Raw genomic sequence first — 22091 nt, forward strand, 5'->3', positions numbered from 1 at the left:
AAAGATTTACAGTACTTTCTTTTCATTTTTTAAGAGAGATACCAATTCTTTCACCTGATCCTCTACTTCACCTTCCAGGACTTTCCCTGCTTCTTTTTCAGGTGGCAGATAGATATCAATTGTTTTTGTTTTAGGTTCCAGTTCATCTTCATCAAGATCCAAATCATCTATTTCCAACTCTTCCAACGGTTTCTTTTTCGCTTTCATAATGCCTGGAAGTGATGGATAGCGTGGCTCATTGAGGCCTTGCTGACATGTAACGAGAACCGGGAGGGAAGTTTCAATGATTTCTACATCTCCCTCTACATCCTTTTCGATATTAACTGTTTCTCCATCAATATTAAGACTTGTAATTGTTGTCACATAAGGAATTCCCAAACTCTCAGCCAATCTCGGTCCGACTTGACCGCTCGCTTCATCAATCGCAACATTGCCTGCAAGGATTAAATCGGCTTCCTTATCGTCAAAATAAGCTTCCAGGATTTTTGTCGTTGTAAATTGATCGCCTTCTTCCAAATCCTCTTCGGTGTTGATGAGAACAGCCTTATCAGCTCCCATTGCAAGTGCAGTACGCAGCTGTTTTTCGGCCTCTTCATCCCCTACCGTAACAACGGTAACCTCGCCACCATGTGCATCACGTTGTGTAATAGCTTCTTCCACTGCATATTCATCATATGGGTTAATAATGAATTCAGCTCCGTCGTCTTCGATTTCCCCATTTGAGACAACAATTTTCTCTTCTGTATCGAACGTTCTTTTTAGTAATACATAGATATCCATTTATGATCCTCCTTCAATCTATTTATCTTGAAAATTGGGTTTTCGCTTTTCCATAAAAGCTTGTACACCTTCACTTGCATCGGAATTACCGAATATTTCACCAAAGGCCTTAGCTTCTGCCTGTACTCCTAACGAAAATTGTTCCGTTTTCGCGTATGGGACCAATTCCATTATTTTATTAATCGAAAACTTACTCTTGGCAGCAATTTTTTCTGCCAGATTCGTAGTTTCACTCGAAAGCTCATGATCCAAAACCACTTTATTAGCCAGACCCAGGTGCTTCGCTTCACTACCACTTACTGGTTCTCCAGTCAGCATCATTTCGTATGCCTTAGATGTCCCAACATAACCGGGAAGTCGCTGTGTGCCGGCAAATCCGGGAATAATGCCCAATGTAGATTCAGGCAGACCCATTTTTGCATTTTCTGTCACAATTCTAATGTGACAAGCCATGGCAAGCTCGAGTCCACCGCCTAAAGCTGCTCCATGAATGGAGGCGATAAACGGAATAGAGAAATGCTCAATACGGTCGAATAATTTCTGTCCACTTTCTGCCAATGATTGATAATCAGAAGTATCTTGTAATGCTGAAAGTTCTTTTATATCTGCGCCGGCAGAAAAAAACTTTCCTTCCCCTCTGAGTACAATGGCTTTAGCCTGATTATCTTCTTCTACTGCATCAAGTTGTTCCCCAAGAGACTTAATTAACGTACTGGATAAAGCATTTGCCGTAGAACTTTGAATGGTTAAATAAGCAATTTGATTTTTCAATTCGTACGATACTGGAGCCAAAGACAACCCTCCTATTCTCTTTAAGTTTTTTCTGATTTAACTTTCATCTTCTATAATACAGAAAGCCCTTTCGTTAATAAAGCATGAACATCAGATGCCTGACTAACAATATCATATTTACGGTCTTTCATTACCCAATTGGTAACAACTTCATCCAATGTGCCAAATACCATTTGACGTACAAGATGAATGTTTAAATCTTCCCGAAATAGTTTTTCATTCACACCTTCTTTAATAATATTATCGATTACTTCTAAATAAGGCTTTAATGCATTATTTATTTCTAAACGCAGGTCAGGTTTTGATTGTCTTAATTCCAATTGGGTTACTATTGCTAAATAGTGGTCATCTGACAACTGAAGAAAATGCATTTCAATCAATGTTCGTAATTTTTCATTCGCATTTTGTTTGTCATCAATGCTTTCTGTAATTTGTTGAATGAATTGTCCCATTTTTTCTTCAAAAACAGAAATGAGTATATCTTCTTTATTCTTAAAATAAAGATATATTGTCCCATCGGCAACCTTCGCTTTTTTGGCAATTTTTGAAACTTGGGAAGAATGATAACCATTTTCCGCAAATACCTGAACTGCAGCCTCTATAATCTGGTTGTATTTCGGTTTATTCTTTTTCATGTCTTTCTCCTTAAGTTTATGAATCTATAATATTGAATGAATATTCATTCAATATTATCATAACGATACAAATAAATTTTGTCAATTAAAAACATAGCTTGTACTATTTTATAGTAAAAAAGGAGAAAATAAAAAAGTTAAATGGTTTTGCTATCTTCTTCCTGTTGTATTGCCTTTTCTTCATCCTCTAATTTTCTCCGCAGGATTTTACCGACTGCTGTTTTTGGTAGTTCTTCACGAAACTCATATAATTTTGGAACTTTATATGCTGCAAGATGCTTTCTACAATACGCATTCAATTCTTCTTCGATAATTGTGTGACCATCCTTTTTCACAACGTATGCCTTAATCGTTTCACCGCGATATGAGTCTGGGATGCCTGCAACAACAGCCTCTTGAACACTTTCATGTTCATATAGAACCTCTTCCACTTCCCTGGGGTAAATATTATAGCCACTCGCTATAATCATGTCCTTTTTACGATCTACAATGTAAAAATACCCCTTTTCATCCATATAGCCGAGGTCACCTGTATGAAACCACCCATCTTTTAATACGTTATCTGTTTCTTCCTGATTATTCCAATACCCTTTCATAACCTGTGGTCCTTTTACAACAATTTCTCCTACTTCATCAATCTCTGCTTCCTCGTTCAATTCCAGATTGATTATTTTAGCATCTGTGTCAGGCCATGGAACGCCAATACTTCCATTTATGCGTTTTCCCCATAAAAAATTCGCATGTGTTACCGGCGATGTTTCAGTTAAACCGTAGCCTTCTACCAATCTTCCTCCAGTTACTTTTTCAAATTGTTCCTGTATCTCAACCGGTAATGGAGCTGAGCCGCTAATACACGCCTGGATGGAAGAAAGATCGTATTTATGGATGTCAGGATGATTCAAGAGCCCAATATACATGGTGGGTGCTCCAGGGAATAATGTCGGTTTTTGTTTGTGTATCGTCTTTAGGACTTCCTCTGGTTTAAAATTTGGCAATAGGACCATTTTTGAACCTTGCATAATGGACATATTCATCACTGTCGTCATGCCATAAACATGGAAAAAAGGCAGCACTCCTAAAATGACGTCATCTTCTTTCTCCGTATTATATAACCAGGCCTTGCACATTTGAACATTTGCTACAAGATTGAAATGTGTAAGCATTACCCCTTTTGGGTAGCCGGTAGTTCCACCTGTATACTGTAATAATGCCAGGTCTTCAACCGGATTTATCTCAACTTCCTTGTATTTGTCGGATGTATTATCCATCATTTTTTTCCAAACGTGAGTATCCTCGCTTTGTTCTGCTTTAACGACCATATTATATTGCTTTTTTTGAATAAATGGATACATAAGGTTTTTCGGAAACGGAAGAAAATCTTTTATACCAGTAACAATTGTATGCTCTAATTCTGTACTTCCTTTTACATTTGTCACCCTGGGTAATAAAATATCCAAACAGACGATAATCTTTGCTTCTGAATCTTTCATTTGATATTCCAGTTCTCTTTCTTTATACAACGGATTTGTTTGAACAACAACTCCCCCCGCCATGAGAGTGGCATAATAACTGATTACCGCCTGTGGACAGTTGGGCAGCATAACAGCTACTTTATCTCCTTTTCTCAATCCAAGAGACTGCATATAATTAGCCATTTTCTTTACCTGGGTATGAAGATCTTCATAGGTCAGCTCTCTCCCCATGAAATAAAGCGCTTTCTTTTTTCCGAAACGTTTCGTATTCTCCTCCAAAAAAGCATGTAAAGATTTTTTATCATAGGTAATATTGAGAGGGATTTCTGATGGATAATTTTTATACCAATTTTTCACCTTTTCCATTCTATTCCTCCTTTATTTATATATACAATCATTATATCAATTAATTTATATTTTTGAAATATTAAGTAATAAATATTCCGAAAATTGTTTACCATCATAACCTTAAGTCGCATTTAGACAGCAGGAAAGTATTATACTTTCCCACCACAACACCCCAGATCAGGCATTAATTTTTAGCCCTGATTTATGCAGTAAGGTAGTTCTATACCTTCTTATCTGCTAAAAAACATACACTATTCCTATAATCAGAAATATAATTGCTACGAAAATTAATACTTTAGCTAATGTTTCCATAACCTTCTCCCCTTACTTAATACTCGCACCAATAACAAACGAGAGCCCAACCGTAATCGTCATGGAAATAAAACCGACAGCTTTGTTTCCATTTCCGATTTCTTCATCAATTTTAATTGATGGTGTTAGAAATTCAAAAATGAAATATCCAATTAATAATAAAATAAAGCCGATGGTACCCCAGCCTATACTCTGTAATAATGTATCATTTCCCTCAATAGAATAACGGAAAATAGTGGAAATACCGAAGATTTTTCCTCCAGTTGCCAATGCTACTGCTACATTTCCTTTTTTAATTTCAATCCAGTTCTTATAAGATGTTACAAGCTCGAAAACAGCCAGAAAAACTAGGGTACATAAAATTACTATACTATACCTGGCTGCGGTTTCAATTATAATATTTTCCCAAAACCCACTCATTTGTACCCCTCTTTCACAAGTAAACTGCGTTTCATCGGAATTCAATTACTGTAACACCACTACCTCCTTCACCTGACGATCCAGCCCTTGATGAAGCGATATTCGGGTGTTGCTTAACAAATTCCTGTACGCCATTTCGTAATGCGCCGGTTCCTTTTCCGTGAATAATCGTTACTTTTGAATAACCAGCCAGTAAGACGTCGTCTATATACTTTTCCACTTGCAGCAAAGCATCCTCAAAACGTTCTCCTCGCAAATCCAACTCTGTTTTTACATGATAGGTAGATCCTTTGATTGTTGCCATCGGCCTTTCCACCGTTTGTTTTTGCTTCTCAATTAATTGAAGATCAGCCCGTTTAACTTTCACCTTCATAATTCCAACCTGTACAAGATATTCTCTTTCATTTACCTTTTCCAGTACAGTTCCTTGCTGATTTACGGTTAATAATTTAATTTCATCACCTGGATGAATTTCTTTATTGGAAGGAGTCTGTATGTTTTTCACATTTTTTTGTTTTTTTGATAGCTCAGGCTTTGCTTCCTCCAGGATTTTTCTTGCCTCTATCCATTCATGTTCTTTCATTTGAGTACTGGTCTTCATGGCACGTATTTCATCAACAATTAGCTCTGCTTCTTCACGTGCATTATTCAATGCTTTCTCCGCTTTTTCTTCTGCCTTTTTGTATAGTGCTTCTCTTGTCTGATCAAATTGATTCCACTGTTCAATAATATCTTCTCTAAGCTTCTCGGACTCCAGTAAAGTACGGTGTGCTTCCTCATAATCCTTCTCCGCATCAAGCTGGGACTTTTCCAGTGAAGCAATCATATTCTCAACCTGGCTTGAATCAACACCGATATGACTTTTCGCCCGTTCAATAACAGAATCATTCAAACCCAGACGGCTTGATATCTCGAAAGCATTGCTCCTTCCAGGTACACCAATGAGAAGGCGATAGGTTGGCTGGAGCGTCTCAACATTAAATTCAACCGATGCATTAATAACATTTTCCCTGTTATATCCGTATGCCTTCAATTCAGGATAATGCGTGGTTGCAATCACTCTGGCATCTCTTGCTATCACTTCATCCAAAATTGACATCGCTAATGCAGCACCTTCTTGTGGGTCAGTTCCAGCACCAAGCTCATCAAATAAAACCAAAGTCTTATGATCAACATGTTCAAGAATAGAAACAATATTTGTCATGTGGGATGAAAAAGTACTTAAATTTTGCTCAATTGATTGCTCGTCCCCAATATCAGCAAAGACATTTTCGAAAACAGCCAATTCACAGCCATCAAAAGCTGGTATCTGCAAGCCCGATTGTGCCATTAAGGTACACAAACCGACCATTTTCAATGTAACTGTTTTACCGCCTGTATTAGGCCCTGTAATCACAATGGAAGTATATGAGCTGCCGATTTCAACATCATTCGCGACCACTTCCTCCTTGGGAATTAAAGGGTGACGCGCCTGCTGCATTTTAATAATACCCTTATTGTTCATTTTAGGCATGGATGCTTTCATTTGCTGACCTAATTTTGCTCTGGCGAACATGAAGTCAATCTGTCCCAAAACCATAACATTTTCATATAATAATTCTTCCTGGCTTGCAATATGCTCACTTAATTCTTTCAAAATCCGCTCGATTTCCTGTGTTTCCTTCACCCTCGACTCCTGCAATTGATTGTTAAGATCCACCACCGCTCTCGGTTCCATAAACAATGTCTGGCCTGAAGCTGACTGATCATGTACGATACCACCAATTGAACCGCGGTGTTCCTGTTTAACCGGAAGAACATAACGATCATTTCTTATCGTAATAATTGCATCAGACAACATGTTACTATTTGATTTTGTGTAGCTATCAAGCTTATCACGCACCCTGCTTTCAGATGTTCTGATAGATGAGCGTATACTGCGGAGTTTTCCGGAAGCACTATCCATCACATAACCATGATCATCAATACAGCTTTTAATTTGTCTTTCCAATTCTCTCAATGGTGTAATTTCGGAGGTTAGCCCCTGTAATATTGGCCGTTCCTCTTCAAGACTTTCAATAAAATCCTTTACCTGTCTTCCTCCATAAATTGTATTCGCAACATCAAGACATTCTTCTGTTCTTAAAACACCGCCAATCACACTACGTTTAATACTTTCGCGAATATCAAAAATGCCACCTAGCGGAATGGCTGCATTCAAGCGTAATACCTGTGTGGCTTCATCTGTTTCTTCCTGCATTTCTATCACTTCATCTAATTCCGTTGAAGGTTTTAATTTAGAAGCAAAATCTTTTCCCAGTGAGGTAGCTGCCTGGCTATTTAATTGTTCGATTATTTTTTTGAATTCCAATACGTGGAGGATTCTATCATTCATACATACTAACTCCTTTAATTATGCTTTTGACGCCGGCATCAGCTATAGGCCCTGCTCAAGCGGGCCCTTTAGCTTGTCTAATATCTCTATCTTACTTATTACGACTAAAGTAATCAGTAAGTTTCTCTTTTGTCCATGTATTTATTACATTTTCTTTTTCAATCCAGCCCTTCCTTGCTGTAGCAACCCCATATTTCATATGTTCAAGCATTTGATAATTATGCGCGTCCGTATTAATTGCCAAGTTGACTTCAGATTCCTGCGCTTTTCGTGCCAACTCAGCAGCAAGATCCAGGCGGTTCGGATTCGCATTAATTTCCAGGGCTGTATTGGTCTCTTTTGCCCGCTCCAATAATTTATTATAATCCACATTGTACCCTTCCCTGCGGCCAATTAATCTGCCTGTCGGGTGCGCAATTAAAGACACATATGGATTATCCAATGCGCTATAAAGCCTGTGCATTATTTTATCCTGCGACTGATTGAAACTTGAATGAATCGCACCAATAACAAAATCCATCTCCTTCAGAAATGCATTGGAAAAGTCCAGTTTCCCGTCTGGTAAGATATCCATTTCAACCCCTGCAAAAATATGAATATCTTTATATTTCTCTTTTAATATTTCTATTTCCTCGCGTTGTTTTCTTAGCCTTGACTCATCCAATCCGTGTGCCACACGCAAATATTTGGAGTGGTCGGTCACCGCCATAAATTCATACCCTTTTTCCCGGGCCTGGTTGACCATTTCCTCCAGTGACTGAGCACCATCACTTGCTGTTGTATGCATATGCAAATCACCACGGATATCATCCAGTTCGATAAGTGGAATCTTTCTTTCAAATGCTTCTACTTCTCCGGTGTTTTCTCTGACCTCTGGCGGGATATAATTTAAATTGAAATGATTGAAAAATTCCTTTTCGGATGTAAATGTAATAATGTCACCAGAGTCCTCTTTTTCAATTCCATATTCATTGATTTTTTCGCCTCGTGATTTAGCCAACTGCCTCATTGCAACATTGTGATCTTTTGAACCGGTAAAATGATGCAGGGTGGATGCAAATTCGTCCTTTTTCACAAGACGAAAATCCACATTTATATCATAAATATCATCTAATGTAACTGAAATTTTCGTCTCACCTTTTGCAATGACTTCCTTAATGTTTTCGATTTCCAACAGTGTATCACGAACTTTCTGAGGGGCATCTGTTGCAATAATATAGTCAATATCTTTTATCGTTTCTCGCATTCTTCGCAGACTCCCAGCACGGGAAAATTGATTAACTTCCTTTATTTCGCTCAGATATGCTTCAATTTTCTCTGCAATCGGAAGCATGACAGCAACCGGTAATCGTTCCGGACGTTTTCCTGATTCTTCAATTGCTGCGAGTATTTTTTCAGCAGTTTTTTTTCCAAAACCAGCGAGACTTTCCACTTCTCCATTTTCACATGCAGACTTAAGGGATTTGGCATCTGTTACACCAAGCTCCTGATATAGTTTAGCTAATTTTTTTCCACCTAAACCTTGAAGATCCAGTAACGGTACCAGGCCTGCCGGTATTTCTTTTTCCAACGCCATTAATGTTTCGGATGTTCCATTTTGAACATATTCTTCAATAACTGTGCCTGTCCCTTTTCCAATCCCTTTAATTTTCGTATAATCATCGATAGTGTTCAGCGACCTTTCATCTTGCTCCAAAGCGGCCGCAGCTTTGCGGTAGGCGGATATCTTAAACGTATTCTCCCCTTTAAGCTCCAGATAAACCGCAATCTTTTCAAGTAGTTTTATTACATCTTTCTTGTTTATTGTCATTTTTCTACACCTGCCATGATTCGTATTAAAAGAGACTGATCGCTTAAGATAATACCTGTTGTACTGACATACAACGGTATTCCCCTAATCGTTCGACCAGTCTCTGTAACTTAACTGTTTAACATGTCAGAAACATGAGTAAACCATAATTCTTTTATCTTCTCTGAAAAATAGGGTGTGTGTTCAATAATAAACAACGCAATGGAAGAATCATTAATCCATGATTGAATGCCTGCAAGAGGTGTCAACGCAAGGATGTAAAGAATAATAAAAAGCAACAAATAAATTTCGACAACCCCTAAGACTGCACCCAAAATCTTATTGACTGATTTTAGAATGGGTATAGACGCTACAAAATCCAGCATCGAAGCGATAATCTGCAATATTATTTTTACAGCAAAAAAGATAATTGCAAATGCGATGGCACTATAAAAGGCATTTTCCAATGGCAATGCCTGAAGAAACTCTGCCCATGCACTGTCATCCGGTAATTCCGGGTAGGGAATCCATAATGCAAGGCGCTCTGCGAGTTTATCGTAATACATTACTGCAACAATAAATGCAACAATAAATCCGATCAAATGGAATAACTGCAGAATGAATCCCCTTTTCAATCCCATGAAAAATCCAAATAGCAGTAATATAATTAAAAAGAAATCAAACATACGTTATTTATCCTCTTTCTCTCTTAATGAACCTAGCAATTTTGCATAGTCCTCTTTTAGTTTTAAATAATCATTCATTGTATTAACAGCTGTTAGAACAGCTAATTTTGTCGTATCAAGATGGCTATTCATCTCATATATTTCATTCATTTTCTGGTCAACGAGATTCGCAACCAGTCGAACGTGATTTCCCGATTCCTTACCGACGATTGTATACGATTTATTATGTATGTCTACCGTAATTCGCTTTTTTTCGTTGTGGGTCACAATATTACCCTCCTGGCTGAGAAAAATTGTTCACTTTATATTAACACGAAGTAAAGGAATTAGGAAAGAAATCTGAATATAAGTGAAGTATTTCTTTGTTAAGCATGATTTGCTATAGTCATATATAGTGGAATCGATTGGAGTGAAAGTTTTATGGCACAGAACGTACATGTTTTATCATTGGAAACTATAGGAAAAATGAAGCTGTATTATACAAATTCCCTTATATCACCACCACAGGGAGCTGTCTTTCGCGCAAAAACAGCAAACGCCGTCATAACTGCTTATAAATCCGGTAAAGTACTGTTTCAAGGAAGTTCACCGGAAACAGAAGTTAAAAAATGGACGAGCGAAACCATGCCAATATCGAGCAAACCGGCAAAATCCAAAAAGAAACAGACAACATTCACGCCCCCTACCACATTATTCAGCAGCAGTCATATAGGCTCGGATGAAGCCGGTACAGGTGATTACTTTGGACCAATTACCGTGGCAGCTGTATATGTGGAACGGCAACAGATTGAAGTGTTAAGAAATCTGGGCGTGAAGGATTCAAAAAATTTGACCGATACCGTCATTCGAAAACTCGCACAGGAAATTATAAAGTTGAATATCCCCTATTCCTTACTTGTTTTACATAATGAAAAATATAATAAACTACAAAAACAAGGATGGACACAGGGAAAAATGAAGGCAATGCTGCATCATCATGCAATCAGCAATCTTGTTAAAAAAATCGGCAATAAATCTTTAGACGGAATATTAATCGACCAGTTCTGCGAGCCCACTGTTTACCATAAACATATTTCATCCGAAAAACAGACAGCTCCTGAAAACACCTTTTTTATGACGAAAGCGGAAAGCTATTCGATAGCTGTTGCTGCAGGATCCATCATCGCGAGAACAAGTTTTCTTAAAGAAATGGATAACCTGTCCAGTGACATGGGCATCACACTTCCAAAGGGCGCTTCAAAAAAAGTGGATCAGACAATAGCAAATATCATTCAGAATAAAGGAGAAATGATATTAAATAGATGCGGAAAAATACATTTCGCTAATACAAAAAAAGCAAGATTGTATCTATAAAAAGGCTTTTTCATAAATTTTTTGCCCTCTAACCCAAGTAATTGATATAAAATACGCCGTAACAGCTGGGCTTATTTCCACTGTGGGGAAAAGCAGCATTCTTCCTTTCAAGTTATGTTGCAATTTTTCTTTTCGGTGGGAAGCGTAGCTACAGACCCAAACTTTAGGAAACAACCTATAGAAAAGAGCTGTCCCCAGAAGGTTCAGCTCTTTTCTTGTTTAATTTAAGATCGTACATATGCATTATATTTACTATTAACCGTCTCTACCACTTTTTGATACGACTCTTCAACTTCCTCATCTTTTAACGTTTTCTCCGGGTGTTGATATAAGAGACTATAAGCGATGGATTTCTTGCCTTCTGCTACATTTTCACCTTGATATACATCAAAAATCTGTACTTGTTTTACCAAAGGGGCCCCTATTTCCTCGATAGTCGCTTTTACATCACCTGCTGATACTTCTTCGTCCAGAATAAATGCTATATCACGTACAATTGATGGATATTTCGGTATTTGATGATATGTTGGAACACTGTTGTATGCTGCCACTACTTCCTCCATATTTAAGTCGAATACGTACGTTTCTTTTAAATCCAGATTTTTTGCAAGCATTGGATGGATTTGGCCAATAAATCCAATTACTTTATTATTAATTAATAAAGTCGCACCTCTTCCTGGATGCATCTCTGGAAGTTTAGCCTGTTCAAAGGTGATTGGAATTTGTAAATAGTCGAACAATCCTTCAATTATTCCTTTTACGACATAAAAGTCTATTTCCTTTTTCTCTAGCTGCCACGGGTGTTCTATCCATTTTCCTGTTAATGCTCCAGATAAACGAAGTTGTTCATCCGGCTGTTTTGTCAGCAACTTTTCATCTGATAGAAAGACTTTACCAAGTTCATAATAAGCCAGATCAGTCAGGTTTCTAGCCTGATTATAAGTTAATGTAGCTAATAATTCCGGCAGAATACTTAAACGCAGAAATTTATGATCCTCGCTCATTGGCATGGCCAATGTTACCGGCTCCGGATTCCAGGCTGCTATTTCTGGACTGATTAACTTTTCAATATGATCTTTATTTGTTAAAGAATATGTTAAGGTTTCCAGTAATCCTGCTCCCTGCAAATAGTTTTTCACGTTACGCAAAAGCTGTTGTCTTTCTGTTAATGCACCAGCACTGGATTCACCTGTAGGTAACGTAAATGGTAAATTATCGTAACCATAAATTCGCGCCACTTCTTCCAGCATATCTTCAAATAACGTGATATCCTGCCGTCGTGTTGGCACATAAACAGTAAAATCCTTACCATCCTGTTCAAAATCAAACCTCAGTTTCTTTAATATCTGAACAATTTCTTGGATTCCGATTTCGGTTCCCAGGCGTTTATTAATTTCATCTGCATTCATCGCCACTTTTCTATCAGATCGATCCAGTTCATCTACTTCAACAGCATTAGCAAGAACCGTTCCCCCAGCATATTGCTGCAAAAGCTGACAGGCTCTTTGTCCTGCTTCTTTTACCCGGTTTGGGTCGATCCCTTTTTCAAAACGGGTACTGGATTCACTTCGAAGCCCCGTTTCTTTTACTGTTTTTCGAACGGAAGACGGGTTAAAATAAGCAGCTTCCAGTAAAACGGAAGTAGTTTCATTTGTTACCTCAGTGCTTGCACCGCCCATTACACCAGCAAGTGCAATTGGATTACTGCCATCTGTAATAACAAGGTTTTCTTCTGACAATACACGCTCCTGATCATCCAGAGTTACCAATTTTTCTCCTTGTTTCGCAGTGCGTACGGTAATTTTCCCGGTTCCAAGTTTATCGTAATCAAAGGCATGCAGCGGCTGACCATACTCAAGCAATACATAATTGGTAATATCTACTACATTATTGATTGGGCGTATTCCAGCTGCCATTAAATAATTACTCATCCAAAGCGGTGATGGCTTGATTTCTACATCCTTAATTACAAACGCTCCATAATATGGATTTAATTCAGGGTTCTCCACTTCCACTGTTACAGCATGATGTGCATCTTCCTTGCTATTTTCCACTTCTATTACCGGTAATTTAATTTCCTGATCTAAAACAGCAGCAACTTCATATGCAACACCGAGCATGCTTAAGGCATCTGCTCTGTTCGGAGTCAAATCAAACTCCAAAACGGCATCATTTAAGTTTAATAAAACTTCCACACTTTCTCCTGTTACCACATTTTCAGGAAAAACAAAAATACCGTCTGCTGTGTCTTTCGGTACGTATTTTTCATCCACCCCCAGTTCCTGAAGTGAACAAATCATCCCGTTTGATTCGACTCCGCGCAGTTTTACTTTTTTGATTTTAAAATTACCCGGTAAAACAGCCCCTGGTTTTGCAACGGCTACTTTTTGACCTTGAGCAATATTTGGCGCTCCGCAAATAATTTGAAGTTTTTCTTCATCACCAATATCGACCTGGCAAAGATTCAGCTTATCGGCATTCGGATGCTTCTCACAGGATTCCACATAACCGATAACGACTCCTGTGCTTTCTTCGGCTATATATTCGATTCCGTCAACTTCAATCCCTGACTTCGTTATTTTTTCAGCGAGATCCTCAGGTGTTATATTTCCTAAATCAACATAATTTCTCAACCAGTTTAATGATACGAACACGTTCAAGTCACTCCCTATGCATTGTGGTATTGTTTCAAAAATCGTTTATCATTTGTATAGAATTGGCGAATGTCATTCACTCCATATTTGAGCATGGCAATACGTTCTGGCCCCATGCCAAAGGCAAACCCAGTGTATACTTCGGAATTGTATCCAGCCATTTCCAAAACATTTGGATGCACCATTCCGCCACCCAAAATCTCAATCCAGCCTGATTGTTTACAGACAGAACAGCCTTTCCCGTGACAAACCTTACATGAAATATCCATTTCAACAGAAGGCTCCGTAAATGGGAAGAAACTTGGGCGAAGGCGAATTTCGCGGTCTTCTCCAAACATCTTTTTGGCAAACCTGTTCAAGATTCCTTTAAGGTCACTCATGCGGACATCTTTATCTACATAAAGCCCCTCAATCTGTGTAAATTGATGAGAGTGTGTCGCATCATCCGTATCACGTCTGTATACTTTACCGGGGCAAATCATTTTCACTGATTTTTCACCATTATATTCCTGCATCGTTCGTGCCTGTACAGGGGATGTATGTGTCCTTAACAGTAATTCGTTTGTAATGTAAAAAGAGTCCTGCATATCACGTGCCGGGTGATTTTTCGGAAGATTCAATGCCTCAAAATTAAAATAATCTTTTTCCACTTCCGGGCCTTCCCTTACTTCAAATCCCATTCCAATAAATAAATCCTCAATCTCTTCTACAATGCTTGTTAACAAATGCGGACCGCCTATTTTAACCGGTCTCCCAGGAAGCGTTACGTCAATTGATTCTGCTTCCAATTGTTTTTCCATCGCCACTTCTTCCAATTTTCCCGATTTTTGATCCAAACTTTCTGTGATCGTCTCTCTCACACGGTTTGCAATCTCCCCAACAACAGGACGTTCTTCTTTGGAAAGTTTCCCCATCCCTCTTAGTACTCCAGTAAGCGAACCCTTTTTTCCTAAATAAGTGACTTTAATTTCCTGAAGTTGCTTGACATCTTCTGCTTCGGAAATTTTTTCAAGTGCTTCTGCTTGTATTGCTTCTAACTGCTCTTTCATCTGTGAGATGCCTCCTTTTATATAATTTGAAACCATACCTCATTTAAAGTCGCGAAAATAACAGCTTATAGATAAACAATTTTCTATGGCATTAAAAAAGCCTCAATCCCTATAAAGGGACGAGGCTGTTTAATCGCGGTACCACCCTTGTTGACACGAATTAAATATGTATAAAACATATCCCGCTTGTGTCCAACTTAATAATTGATAACGGATAAAATCCGGTACACCTTTACTTGATTTAACAAGGTCCAAGTGCCTGCTCCAGAGTGAAATAATAACATTTAATACGATAGAAATGCTCTCAGTCCGGGGCAATTCTTCCCTTTATCGCTGATAAATTGTTATCCTGCTCTTTCGACGCTTTTATATAATAAATTCATTATAGATAATTTAGACGCAGCTTGCAACATTATGTTTTTATATAATACATTAAAATTCCGGCTGCGATACTCACATTCAATGATTCCGCTTTTCCGTAAATCGGTATATTAACAATCGTGTCCGCCATATCCAGTAATTCCCTCTGCACTCCCGCACCTTCATTGCCTACAATTACTGCCACTTTGTCCTCTACAGCAACTTCATTATATTTTTTTGCATTCAACAATGCAGTTGCCCATACATTAAATCCTTCCTGTTTCAGTCTGGGAACAATTTCCTGCAGATTAGTCTGGAAAATCGGCATATGAAAAAGCGAACCCTGAGTTGCCCTTACTACTTTATCATTGTACAAATCAACTGTTCCATCTCCTAAAACAACCCCATCAAATCCGGCAGCATCTGCTGTGCGTATAAGTGTTCCTAGATTCCCGGGATCTTGTACAGAATCAATCAGCAGCATAGAATCACCTAAAGTCTCCGGTTCATGATGAATAGCTACCATGGCTGCTATTCCCTGCGGTGTTTTTGTCTGCGAAATGTGTCCAAAAACCGATTCACTGACTTTTTCGATAGGTAAATGTTCCATCCCGTGTGGCGCATCAGTTTCTTCCGTCAGTATTATTTCTTTAATGGTCCAATTGCTATGATATGCTTCCTCAACGAGATGGAATCCTTCCACTAAAAAAGCTCCAGAAACCGTACGTTCCTTTCGTTTATGCAGTTTGCGCCAAGTTTTCACTTTTTCATTTTTTAGTGATGTAATCATATTTTTCAGTCCTATTCATCATATCTTTTATTATCATACATATTTCTCACCTTTGTGGTCAAACTATCAGTAGCTTAATACTAACAAAAGAGGTGGAAAAAATGAATTTAAATTTACGTAATGCTATTTTATCGAATATAGCTTCCAATGATCAAGACCAGCTGGAAGCAACAATTGTTGATGCAATACAGAATGGTGACGAAAAGATGCTCCCAGGACTCGGTGTACTCTTTGAATTAATCTGGAATCAATCCGATGAACAGGAAAAACAGGAAATGGTGGATGCTCTGGAACAAGGTGTCAAACAAGCATCGAACGGAGAATAACCATGATATTTCTTGAAAAGACAGATGCGATCGCAGCATCTGTCTTTTTTTGGCAAAAAGTATAATTCCTACATAAGTGCGAGCTTTGGCTTTTGCCACAAAAACCAAGTTTTCTAACAGATTAAGACTGCTATTACGCTTCACACCGTAAAGATTTGGGCAAAGCCTATATGATCAACATCTTGTTGATCCGAGGCTGAAAGTTATGCCAAACTCTTCGAAGGCCATCTAAAGAAATCATCTAAATTTTTCGCTAAAAAATCACTTTATATTTTCGGACTCTCTCCATATCGTAAACTTTTTCTAATACAAAAGGACGACAAAGACTTGTCGAAAAAACAGGATTATAAAAAATAATTCGATATACCTAAACATTTTACATTCTTTTTATAAAACTAACACATATAATAATATCTATAGATCTAAAGTAACGAATAATTCTCTGTATCTGGGGTGATTTCATATTTTTTCATCAGAAATTATTTCCAGGAATCTGAAACTATTTGACTGTTTATTTCGTAAATGCTATAAAATGTAATCATATGCTTTATTGTAATGAGTTCCTATAAAGCAATAATACATATATTATAAACAGAGAGGGGAAAAAGAATGGGAGAAACAGTGGATAATAAGGGTAAAAAGGGCTTCTCCAAAGGGCTAATCGCAATTATAGTGGCTGTATTAGTGGTAATCGGAGGAAGTGTTGCTGCTTTTGTATTAATGGATACTTCAGCGAAACAGCAATACTTTTTAGCAGAGAAAAACTCGATTGAGTTTATGGGAGAGAAAATCGAGGAACGCTACCAGCAGGAGCTGGATTGGATGGAACAATCCCAGGAAAATCCTACGCAAGGGACAGTCGAACTGACTGCCGAATATAATGATCCAAATGAGATGGGTGGTTTTGGTGCCGTCACTCCATCACAAATCATTAATAATTCTACTATCTCTATTACAAGTGCCAGTGATATGGAAAATCAGCAAGCATCCGCAGAAATTGAAGCAAATATTGGCGGTATGGAAATTGAAGGTTTCAATTTTTATGTGACGGCAGAACAAATTACAGCTGCTATGCCATTTATGGATGAATTACTCCAATTAAAGGATGAAGACTTTGGAAGTATCATGCACGAATTGGATCCAATGACATTTACAGGGGAAGAAACGATGAATCTTGAAAGCTTTTTTGAAGGTTCCGGCGGTCTATCCGAAGAAGATATCGAATATTTCCAGGAAGAATATGCAGAAATGATATACAATGAGTTACCAGATGATGCTTTTGAAACAACAAACGAATCCATTGAAGTTAATGGTGAATCACTCGACACTGAAAAAATTACTTTTCATCTAACGGAAGAGCAATTAAAAGAGCTATTAACAACTGTCTTTGAAAAAATGCAGCAAGATGACAGAATTAAAGAATTGATGCGTGAACAATTTGCAGTTCAATCGATGGGCGTTCCCGGTGGGATGGATGCTGAAATCGATCAATTTATTAGCGAATATGAAACAGCAATGGGTGAAGCAGTCGAGGGATTACAGGATTTCCAAATCCCTGATGGCTTAACTTCAACAATTTGGGTAAATGATGACCTAATTGCCCAGCGTGACTTCACCATCGAAATGGGGCCTTCTGCTGAAGAATTAGCTTCCTTTACAATAAACGGCACCCAGCTGCTTGAAGATACGAATCAATCCTTTACATACGATTTAGGATTTTCGGATGCAATGAGTGAGGGAACAATGAATATAGATGGAGACCTTTCATGGGAAGATAATCAGGGAGCAGATTCTATTAATCTAACAGTAGAAGATGTGACGCTTGCTTATGAAGGTACCGAATCATTAAATGATGGAACAAGAGATTTTGAGCGTACATTTTCTGTAGACCAGGCAGGTCAGGGAGGAAGCTTGATTTGGTCCGGGAATGCCTCCTACGATAATGACCAGATGAACTCTGAACATGATTTTTCAATAGAAAGTCAAGCAATTAACCAGGATATTTCATTACAGGCTGTTGTAGACGGACAAACGATAGATCGTGTTGAAATGCCTGACGAGGAAAATGTAACAGACTTAGGCAGCATGAGTGGAACAGAGCTTCAGGAATACATGGAGATGGAAGTCGCACCGAAATTTCAGCAATGGTTTTTTGAACTAATGAACAGTGGCGGAGCTGGAATTTAATGCAGGTGTCTTTTATTAATTAACGAACTGGAAGTGGAACAATGCATTCCATCAAACATTTTTTATTGTTTATGAAAAATAATTTTATGATGCTCGGGAGGAAGTGGATCTCACTTCCTCTTCTTTTAATTTATCCAATTGTAATCGTCGCACTAATTGCAGCTATCATCATCGCCTTTATCCTGCCAGATGAAGATAACCCGATTCAACTGGGCCTTGTCGATTTAGAGCAATCAGACGAAACTCGAATGGTGTTTGACTTAATCGATGAGTCAGCCTTCTTGGGATCATATATTCAGATACATAGTATGACAGAGGAAGAAGCAAATACTGCCATCAATCATAATGAACTTAGCTCCTATATCCTGTTTCCTTCTGGTTTTACTGAAGATTTATATCAGGGAAAAGCAATTGAATTTCCAATTATAGGAAATCCAAACCGACCAACGGAGAGCTTTTTAATTCGCGGGCTGATTGACAGTGTTACAAGACATATTCGTGCATCACAGGCAAACATTTTAACAATTAATCATTATGCGCAGGAAATGGGAATCAATGCAGAGAGTAGAAATGATTTGTTATTTGAGCAATTTCAGGAATTCCTTTTTTATACCATGGGAAGAGAAAGAATTATGGACGATCGGGAAATATCAAACAGTGCCACATCTTCACCTATAAGCTATTATGTAATTGCAGCCTGGTTTATTATTATGACACTGTGGTTACTCAGCCTATATATTTTTCTTGGTAAAAAGGAAAACAGAAAAATGAAACATCGCATGAAGCTTTATGGTGTGAAAGAAATCCAGCAAATTTTTGCTAAAGTAGTTGTGACGCTTACTATTCTCAGTATTGTATCATCCGCTTTGTTTTATTTTTTGCAACACCTTTTGGAGATGGAATTAATCGCAGCAGATTATTTACGGATAATAATAATCACCGGACTATACAGTATACTGTTTTTATTCTGTCTGGCAATTATAGATGTGGTCATTTCATCCCAAAAAACCCGATTGCTCATTCAATCCTCCCTGACTGTCTTAACCATTCTTTTTAGTGGTGCCATTATACCGGTTATCTATTTTCCACCAGGACTGCAAAGACTTATGGAATACTTTTTCTCAAATGAAGCCTTTCACTGGCTGCAGGAAATTCTTTTAAATCATCGATTATATGCGGATTATATCCCATTACTGGTAATGAATACCGCAACATTACTCATCCTTCTTGGAATTTCCCAATGGAAGGAGCGTATACAAGAATGATCAATATTTTGCAAACCCGGTTAATTCATTGGAAAAAACAGTGGGTTACATTGCTGTTCTGGCTCCTTTTTCCTATCCTTGCAAGCTTGACAGTCATTTACCTAACAGAAACAATTCAGGAAGACAGTAGAGTCCCTATAGGTATGGTAATGGAGGAAAATTCACCCTTAGCTGATGATCTGCTTGAATCCATGAAACAAACACCTCTTCTGCAAGTGCATGAATTATCTGAGGAAGAAGCACTTCTCCAATTGGAGAGGCATGACCTGGACAGTGTATTTATTATACAGGAAGGGTATGAGGAGCAGATTCGAAACGGAAGTCGCAGTAAACTGGTTACAAGTTACCAGTCAGATTTATCGTTTGCTTATACTCCTGTAAGAGAAATGATTATATCTTATGTTCAACAGGACACAGGAAGGTCAAAAGCAGCTCATACTATTAAGGATCTGAGTGAAAATGTAAATATAGAACAGCAATGGACATGGAATGAGATTGTGGCAACAAGTAAACAGATCGAAGCAAATGAAAATTTACTACACACGACATTTTCATTTGCTGACACACCTGATATAACTGTAAATGCCGATATTACAGTATGGAATACTTGGGGATTATGGGCAATTTTCAGCTTATTATCAACACTGCTTTTATTCGATTGGGTTATCAAAGACAAAAAATCAGCCTTGAAGCCACGCTTTGCTTTTATTCGCGTTTCCTTTAAAAACTTTTTAATGCAAAATGTCTTATGGTACACAATATTGCTTTTCTTATTCGATTTCATTGCCCTGCTCATATTTCATTTTTTATTGGCAGAACCCGTGAATATGGCGTTAATTGGTGCTGTTCTATCTTTTCGATTGACAATCAACTTAGCAGCATTATTGCTTGGACTGACAATGAAGAAAACATACTCGTTTTATGGTATTTCCTTTGCTGGTGCATTAATTACGGCTATTACAAGTGGAGCGATCCTCCCTGTTGACGGTTTGACGGACCGCATGCCATGGCTGAAATACATAAATCCACTCGAACCCCTGCTTTTAGGAAAGATATTAAATCCATGGTTTTTTGTATTTCTGTTAATTATCGCCATTTGGTATCTTAGAAAGGAGAAGGCTGATGCTTAGTGTTAACTCATTATCAAAATCATATGGTAAGAAGAAGATTCTCAATGACATTTCAGTGTTCATAAAAAAAGGTGAAATCATTGGTCTCGTAGGTGAAAATGGTGCTGGAAAATCTACGATGCTAAGCATCCTTGCAACATTGCAAAAGCCGACAGACGGAACCATCACGCTGGATAAAAAGCCCTATGAAGGACATATCAAAGATATTCGAAAACAAATCGGCTTTGTTCCACAGGATATTGCCATCTGGGATGAGTTTACAGTTGAGGAGAATATGATTTTTTTCGAAAAGCTTGCCTGGAAAAGAAAAAACAAGGAGCAGCTAAAGCAGCTGTGTCTGGAAATGAAGCTCGATAAATGGAAAGAGCCTGCCAAAACCCTTTCAGGTGGAATGAGACGAAAATTGAACCTGGCTATCAGCCTTATCCATGAACCAGAACTCCTACTACTGGATGAACCAACCGTCGGCATTGATTTAAAGTCTAAAAAGGAAATCGGTTCTTACCTGAAAACGTATGCCGTGGAGAAAGATAGAACAATTATTTATACATCGCATGATATGGATGAAATAACCAGCCTTTGTCATCGGGTCATATGTATTGGCAACGATCCTTTTTATGAAAAGATATTAATGGATGCCAACATAGAAGTGATTGCTTTCTGATTTTAACTATTGCTTAAATCTGCTGCTGAACGTAAAATAAATATAGATAATATTGGGAGGTATTCAGCCAGATGGAAATAAGAAACTTACAAACCATGGTGCAAGGTCAGGCAATGTCTACGTTACTATCAAACAACAGTCCCTTCAATCAGCGAGGATCGATGGCGGATGTAGCATTTAAGCAATTGCTGCAGGAAAAGATTGGTCAAGCTATATTACTGAATAAACATGCCCAGCAAAATAGAACGTTTAGTAACAAGGGTGTGCCTGCATTTCCATCTTCACATGCTGCTGGATCCGTTCTCCAGCAAATAAACCCGAAATCTCCAACACAATTTGATGCATATATCGCTGAAGCATCAGGAAAGTATGGGATTGATAAAAAACTCATTCATTCTGTTATAAAAACAGAATCCAATTTTAATCCAAACGCAAGAAGCCATGCTGGAGCTCAAGGGTTGATGCAGCTGATGCCAGCAACAGCCAGAGGACTTGGCGTCTCCAATTCATATGACCCGTGGCAAAATATTGAAGGCGGAACAAAATACTTAAGCCAGATGTTAAGCCGTTATAATGGAAATCTGGAACTGGCTCTTGCTGCGTATAATGCCGGACCCGGAAATGTGGATAAATACCAGGGAATCCCCCCATTTATTGAAACTAAAAATTATGTTGAGAAGGTCATGAATTCTTATCTGACATAGG

The 22091-nt window shown here is 38.1% G+C and carries 19 protein-coding genes; 7 read left to right on the forward strand and 12 right to left on the reverse strand.

Features of this window, described 5'->3' with window-relative positions:
• Positions 1–6 precede the first annotated feature (6 nt).
• From ACZ427_RS10435 to zapA, 9 genes are all read right to left on the reverse strand, one after another.
• Complete coding sequence (locus tag ACZ427_RS10435) at positions 7–780, reverse strand: electron transfer flavoprotein subunit beta/FixA family protein (RefSeq protein ID WP_461179316.1); 774 nt, start codon at positions 778–780, stop codon at positions 7–9.
• An 18-nt stretch (positions 781–798) separates the two neighbouring features.
• Positions 799–1572: an enoyl-CoA hydratase gene (locus ACZ427_RS10440; RefSeq protein ID WP_461179317.1), complete on the reverse strand. Its 774-nt coding sequence runs from the start codon at positions 1570–1572 to the stop codon at positions 799–801.
• A 50-nt stretch (positions 1573–1622) separates the two neighbouring features.
• Entirely contained in the window at positions 1623–2207 is a 585-nt protein-coding gene (locus ACZ427_RS10445; RefSeq protein WP_461179318.1) for a TetR/AcrR family transcriptional regulator, read from the reverse strand.
• 137 nt (positions 2208–2344) lie between these two features.
• Complete coding sequence (locus ACZ427_RS10450; RefSeq protein WP_461179319.1) at positions 2345–4045, reverse strand: long-chain-fatty-acid--CoA ligase; 1701 nt, start codon at positions 4043–4045, stop codon at positions 2345–2347.
• 306 nt (positions 4046–4351) lie between these two features.
• A complete protein-coding gene (locus ACZ427_RS10455) occupies positions 4352–4759 on the reverse strand; it encodes a DUF350 domain-containing protein (RefSeq protein ID WP_461179320.1) in 408 nt (135 codons plus the stop codon).
• 31 nt (positions 4760–4790) lie between these two features.
• Complete coding sequence (locus tag ACZ427_RS10460; RefSeq protein WP_461179321.1) at positions 4791–7133, reverse strand: endonuclease MutS2; 2343 nt, start codon at positions 7131–7133, stop codon at positions 4791–4793.
• Positions 7134–7224: 91 nt separating this feature from the next.
• Positions 7225–8943, reverse strand: coding sequence for a DNA polymerase/3'-5' exonuclease PolX (gene polX / locus ACZ427_RS10465; protein WP_461179322.1), 1719 nt, complete (start codon positions 8941–8943; stop codon positions 7225–7227).
• Between the two features lie 110 nt (positions 8944–9053).
• Complete coding sequence (locus tag ACZ427_RS10470) at positions 9054–9608, reverse strand: CvpA family protein (protein WP_461179323.1); 555 nt, start codon at positions 9606–9608, stop codon at positions 9054–9056.
• A 3-nt stretch (positions 9609–9611) separates the two neighbouring features.
• On the reverse strand, positions 9612–9875 hold the full coding sequence (gene zapA / locus ACZ427_RS10475; protein ID WP_461179324.1) for a cell division protein ZapA: 264 nt from the start codon (positions 9873–9875) through the stop codon (positions 9612–9614).
• A gap of 153 nt (positions 9876–10028) precedes the next feature.
• On the opposite strand from zapA, the gene rnhC reads away from it, so the two are divergent.
• The gene (gene rnhC / locus ACZ427_RS10480; RefSeq protein WP_461179325.1) at positions 10029–10961 is read left to right on the forward strand and encodes a ribonuclease HIII; all 933 of its coding nucleotides are present in this window, start codon (positions 10029–10031) and stop codon (positions 10959–10961) included.
• A 224-nt stretch (positions 10962–11185) separates the two neighbouring features.
• Here the strand turns inward: rnhC and pheT are convergent, their stop codons facing one another.
• From pheT to ACZ427_RS10495, 3 genes are all read right to left on the reverse strand, one after another.
• Positions 11186–13615, reverse strand: a complete 2430-nt coding sequence (gene pheT / locus ACZ427_RS10485) for a phenylalanine--tRNA ligase subunit beta (protein WP_461179326.1) — start codon at positions 13613–13615, stop codon at positions 11186–11188.
• Positions 13616–13629: 14 nt separating this feature from the next.
• Positions 13630–14664, reverse strand: a complete 1035-nt coding sequence (pheS, locus tag ACZ427_RS10490) for a phenylalanine--tRNA ligase subunit alpha (RefSeq protein WP_461179327.1) — start codon at positions 14662–14664, stop codon at positions 13630–13632.
• 412 nt (positions 14665–15076) lie between these two features.
• Positions 15077–15814, reverse strand: a complete 738-nt coding sequence (locus tag ACZ427_RS10495) for a TrmH family RNA methyltransferase (protein WP_461179328.1) — start codon at positions 15812–15814, stop codon at positions 15077–15079.
• A 101-nt stretch (positions 15815–15915) separates the two neighbouring features.
• Here ACZ427_RS10495 and sspI point away from each other — a divergent pair, with 101 nt between their 5' ends.
• The 6 genes from sspI to ACZ427_RS10525 all read left to right on the forward strand — a co-directional run bounded on the left by sspI (position 15916) and on the right by ACZ427_RS10525 (position 22090).
• Complete coding sequence (gene sspI, locus ACZ427_RS10500) at positions 15916–16140, forward strand: small acid-soluble spore protein SspI (protein WP_461179329.1); 225 nt, start codon at positions 15916–15918, stop codon at positions 16138–16140.
• Between the two features lie 609 nt (positions 16141–16749).
• A complete protein-coding gene (locus ACZ427_RS10505; RefSeq protein ID WP_461179330.1) occupies positions 16750–18327 on the forward strand; it encodes a hypothetical protein in 1578 nt (525 codons plus the stop codon).
• A gap of 71 nt (positions 18328–18398) precedes the next feature.
• Positions 18399–19592, forward strand: coding sequence for an ABC transporter permease (locus tag ACZ427_RS10510; RefSeq protein ID WP_461179331.1), 1194 nt, complete (start codon positions 18399–18401; stop codon positions 19590–19592).
• Positions 19589–20722: an ABC transporter permease gene (locus tag ACZ427_RS10515; RefSeq protein ID WP_461179332.1), complete on the forward strand. Its 1134-nt coding sequence runs from the start codon at positions 19589–19591 to the stop codon at positions 20720–20722. Before ACZ427_RS10510 ends, ACZ427_RS10515 begins: the two co-directional genes overlap by 4 nt.
• Positions 20715–21386, forward strand: a complete 672-nt coding sequence (locus tag ACZ427_RS10520; RefSeq protein ID WP_461179333.1) for an ABC transporter ATP-binding protein — start codon at positions 20715–20717, stop codon at positions 21384–21386. The genes ACZ427_RS10515 and ACZ427_RS10520 overlap by 8 nt, the downstream gene beginning before the upstream one ends.
• Before the next feature lie 71 nt (positions 21387–21457).
• Positions 21458–22090 carry a lytic transglycosylase domain-containing protein gene (locus tag ACZ427_RS10525; protein WP_461179334.1) on the forward strand — a complete coding sequence of 211 codons (633 nt, stop codon included), beginning with the start codon at positions 21458–21460 and terminating at the stop codon, positions 22088–22090.
• The last annotated feature ends 1 nt before the right edge of the window (position 22091 follow it).

The sequence above is a fragment of the Virgibacillus ainsalahensis genome (assembly GCF_055380755.1).

Excerpts from the sequence above, each read along its gene's own strand:
- ACZ427_RS10435 (WP_461179316.1), bottom strand. The coding sequence starts at position 780 with ATGGATATCTATGTATTACTAAAAAGAACGTTCGATACAGAAGAGAAA.
- ACZ427_RS10445 (WP_461179318.1), bottom strand. The coding sequence starts at position 2,207 with ATGAAAAAGAATAAACCGAAATACAACCAGATTATAGAGGCTGCAGTT.
- ACZ427_RS10450 (WP_461179319.1), bottom strand. The coding sequence starts at position 4,045 with ATGGAAAAGGTGAAAAATTGGTATAAAAATTATCCATCAGAAATCCCT.
- ACZ427_RS10455 (WP_461179320.1), bottom strand. The coding sequence starts at position 4,759 with ATGAGTGGGTTTTGGGAAAATATTATAATTGAAACCGCAGCCAGGTAT.
- ACZ427_RS10460 (WP_461179321.1), bottom strand. The coding sequence starts at position 7,133 with ATGAATGATAGAATCCTCCACGTATTGGAATTCAAAAAAATAATCGAA.
- polX (WP_461179322.1), bottom strand. The coding sequence starts at position 8,943 with ATGACAATAAACAAGAAAGATGTAATAAAACTACTTGAAAAGATTGCG.
- ACZ427_RS10470 (WP_461179323.1), bottom strand. The coding sequence starts at position 9,608 with ATGTTTGATTTCTTTTTAATTATATTACTGCTATTTGGATTTTTCATG.
- rnhC (WP_461179325.1), top strand. The coding sequence starts at position 10,029 with ATGGCACAGAACGTACATGTTTTATCATTGGAAACTATAGGAAAAATG.
- pheS (WP_461179327.1), bottom strand. The coding sequence starts at position 14,664 with ATGAAAGAGCAGTTAGAAGCAATACAAGCAGAAGCACTTGAAAAAATT.
- ACZ427_RS10495 (WP_461179328.1), bottom strand. The coding sequence starts at position 15,814 with ATGATTACATCACTAAAAAATGAAAAAGTGAAAACTTGGCGCAAACTG.
- sspI (WP_461179329.1), top strand. The coding sequence starts at position 15,916 with ATGAATTTAAATTTACGTAATGCTATTTTATCGAATATAGCTTCCAAT.
- ACZ427_RS10505 (WP_461179330.1), top strand. The coding sequence starts at position 16,750 with ATGGGAGAAACAGTGGATAATAAGGGTAAAAAGGGCTTCTCCAAAGGG.
- ACZ427_RS10510 (WP_461179331.1), top strand. The coding sequence starts at position 18,399 with ATGAAAAATAATTTTATGATGCTCGGGAGGAAGTGGATCTCACTTCCT.
- ACZ427_RS10515 (WP_461179332.1), top strand. The coding sequence starts at position 19,589 with ATGATCAATATTTTGCAAACCCGGTTAATTCATTGGAAAAAACAGTGG.
- ACZ427_RS10520 (WP_461179333.1), top strand. The coding sequence starts at position 20,715 with ATGCTTAGTGTTAACTCATTATCAAAATCATATGGTAAGAAGAAGATT.
- ACZ427_RS10525 (WP_461179334.1), top strand. The coding sequence starts at position 21,458 with ATGGAAATAAGAAACTTACAAACCATGGTGCAAGGTCAGGCAATGTCT.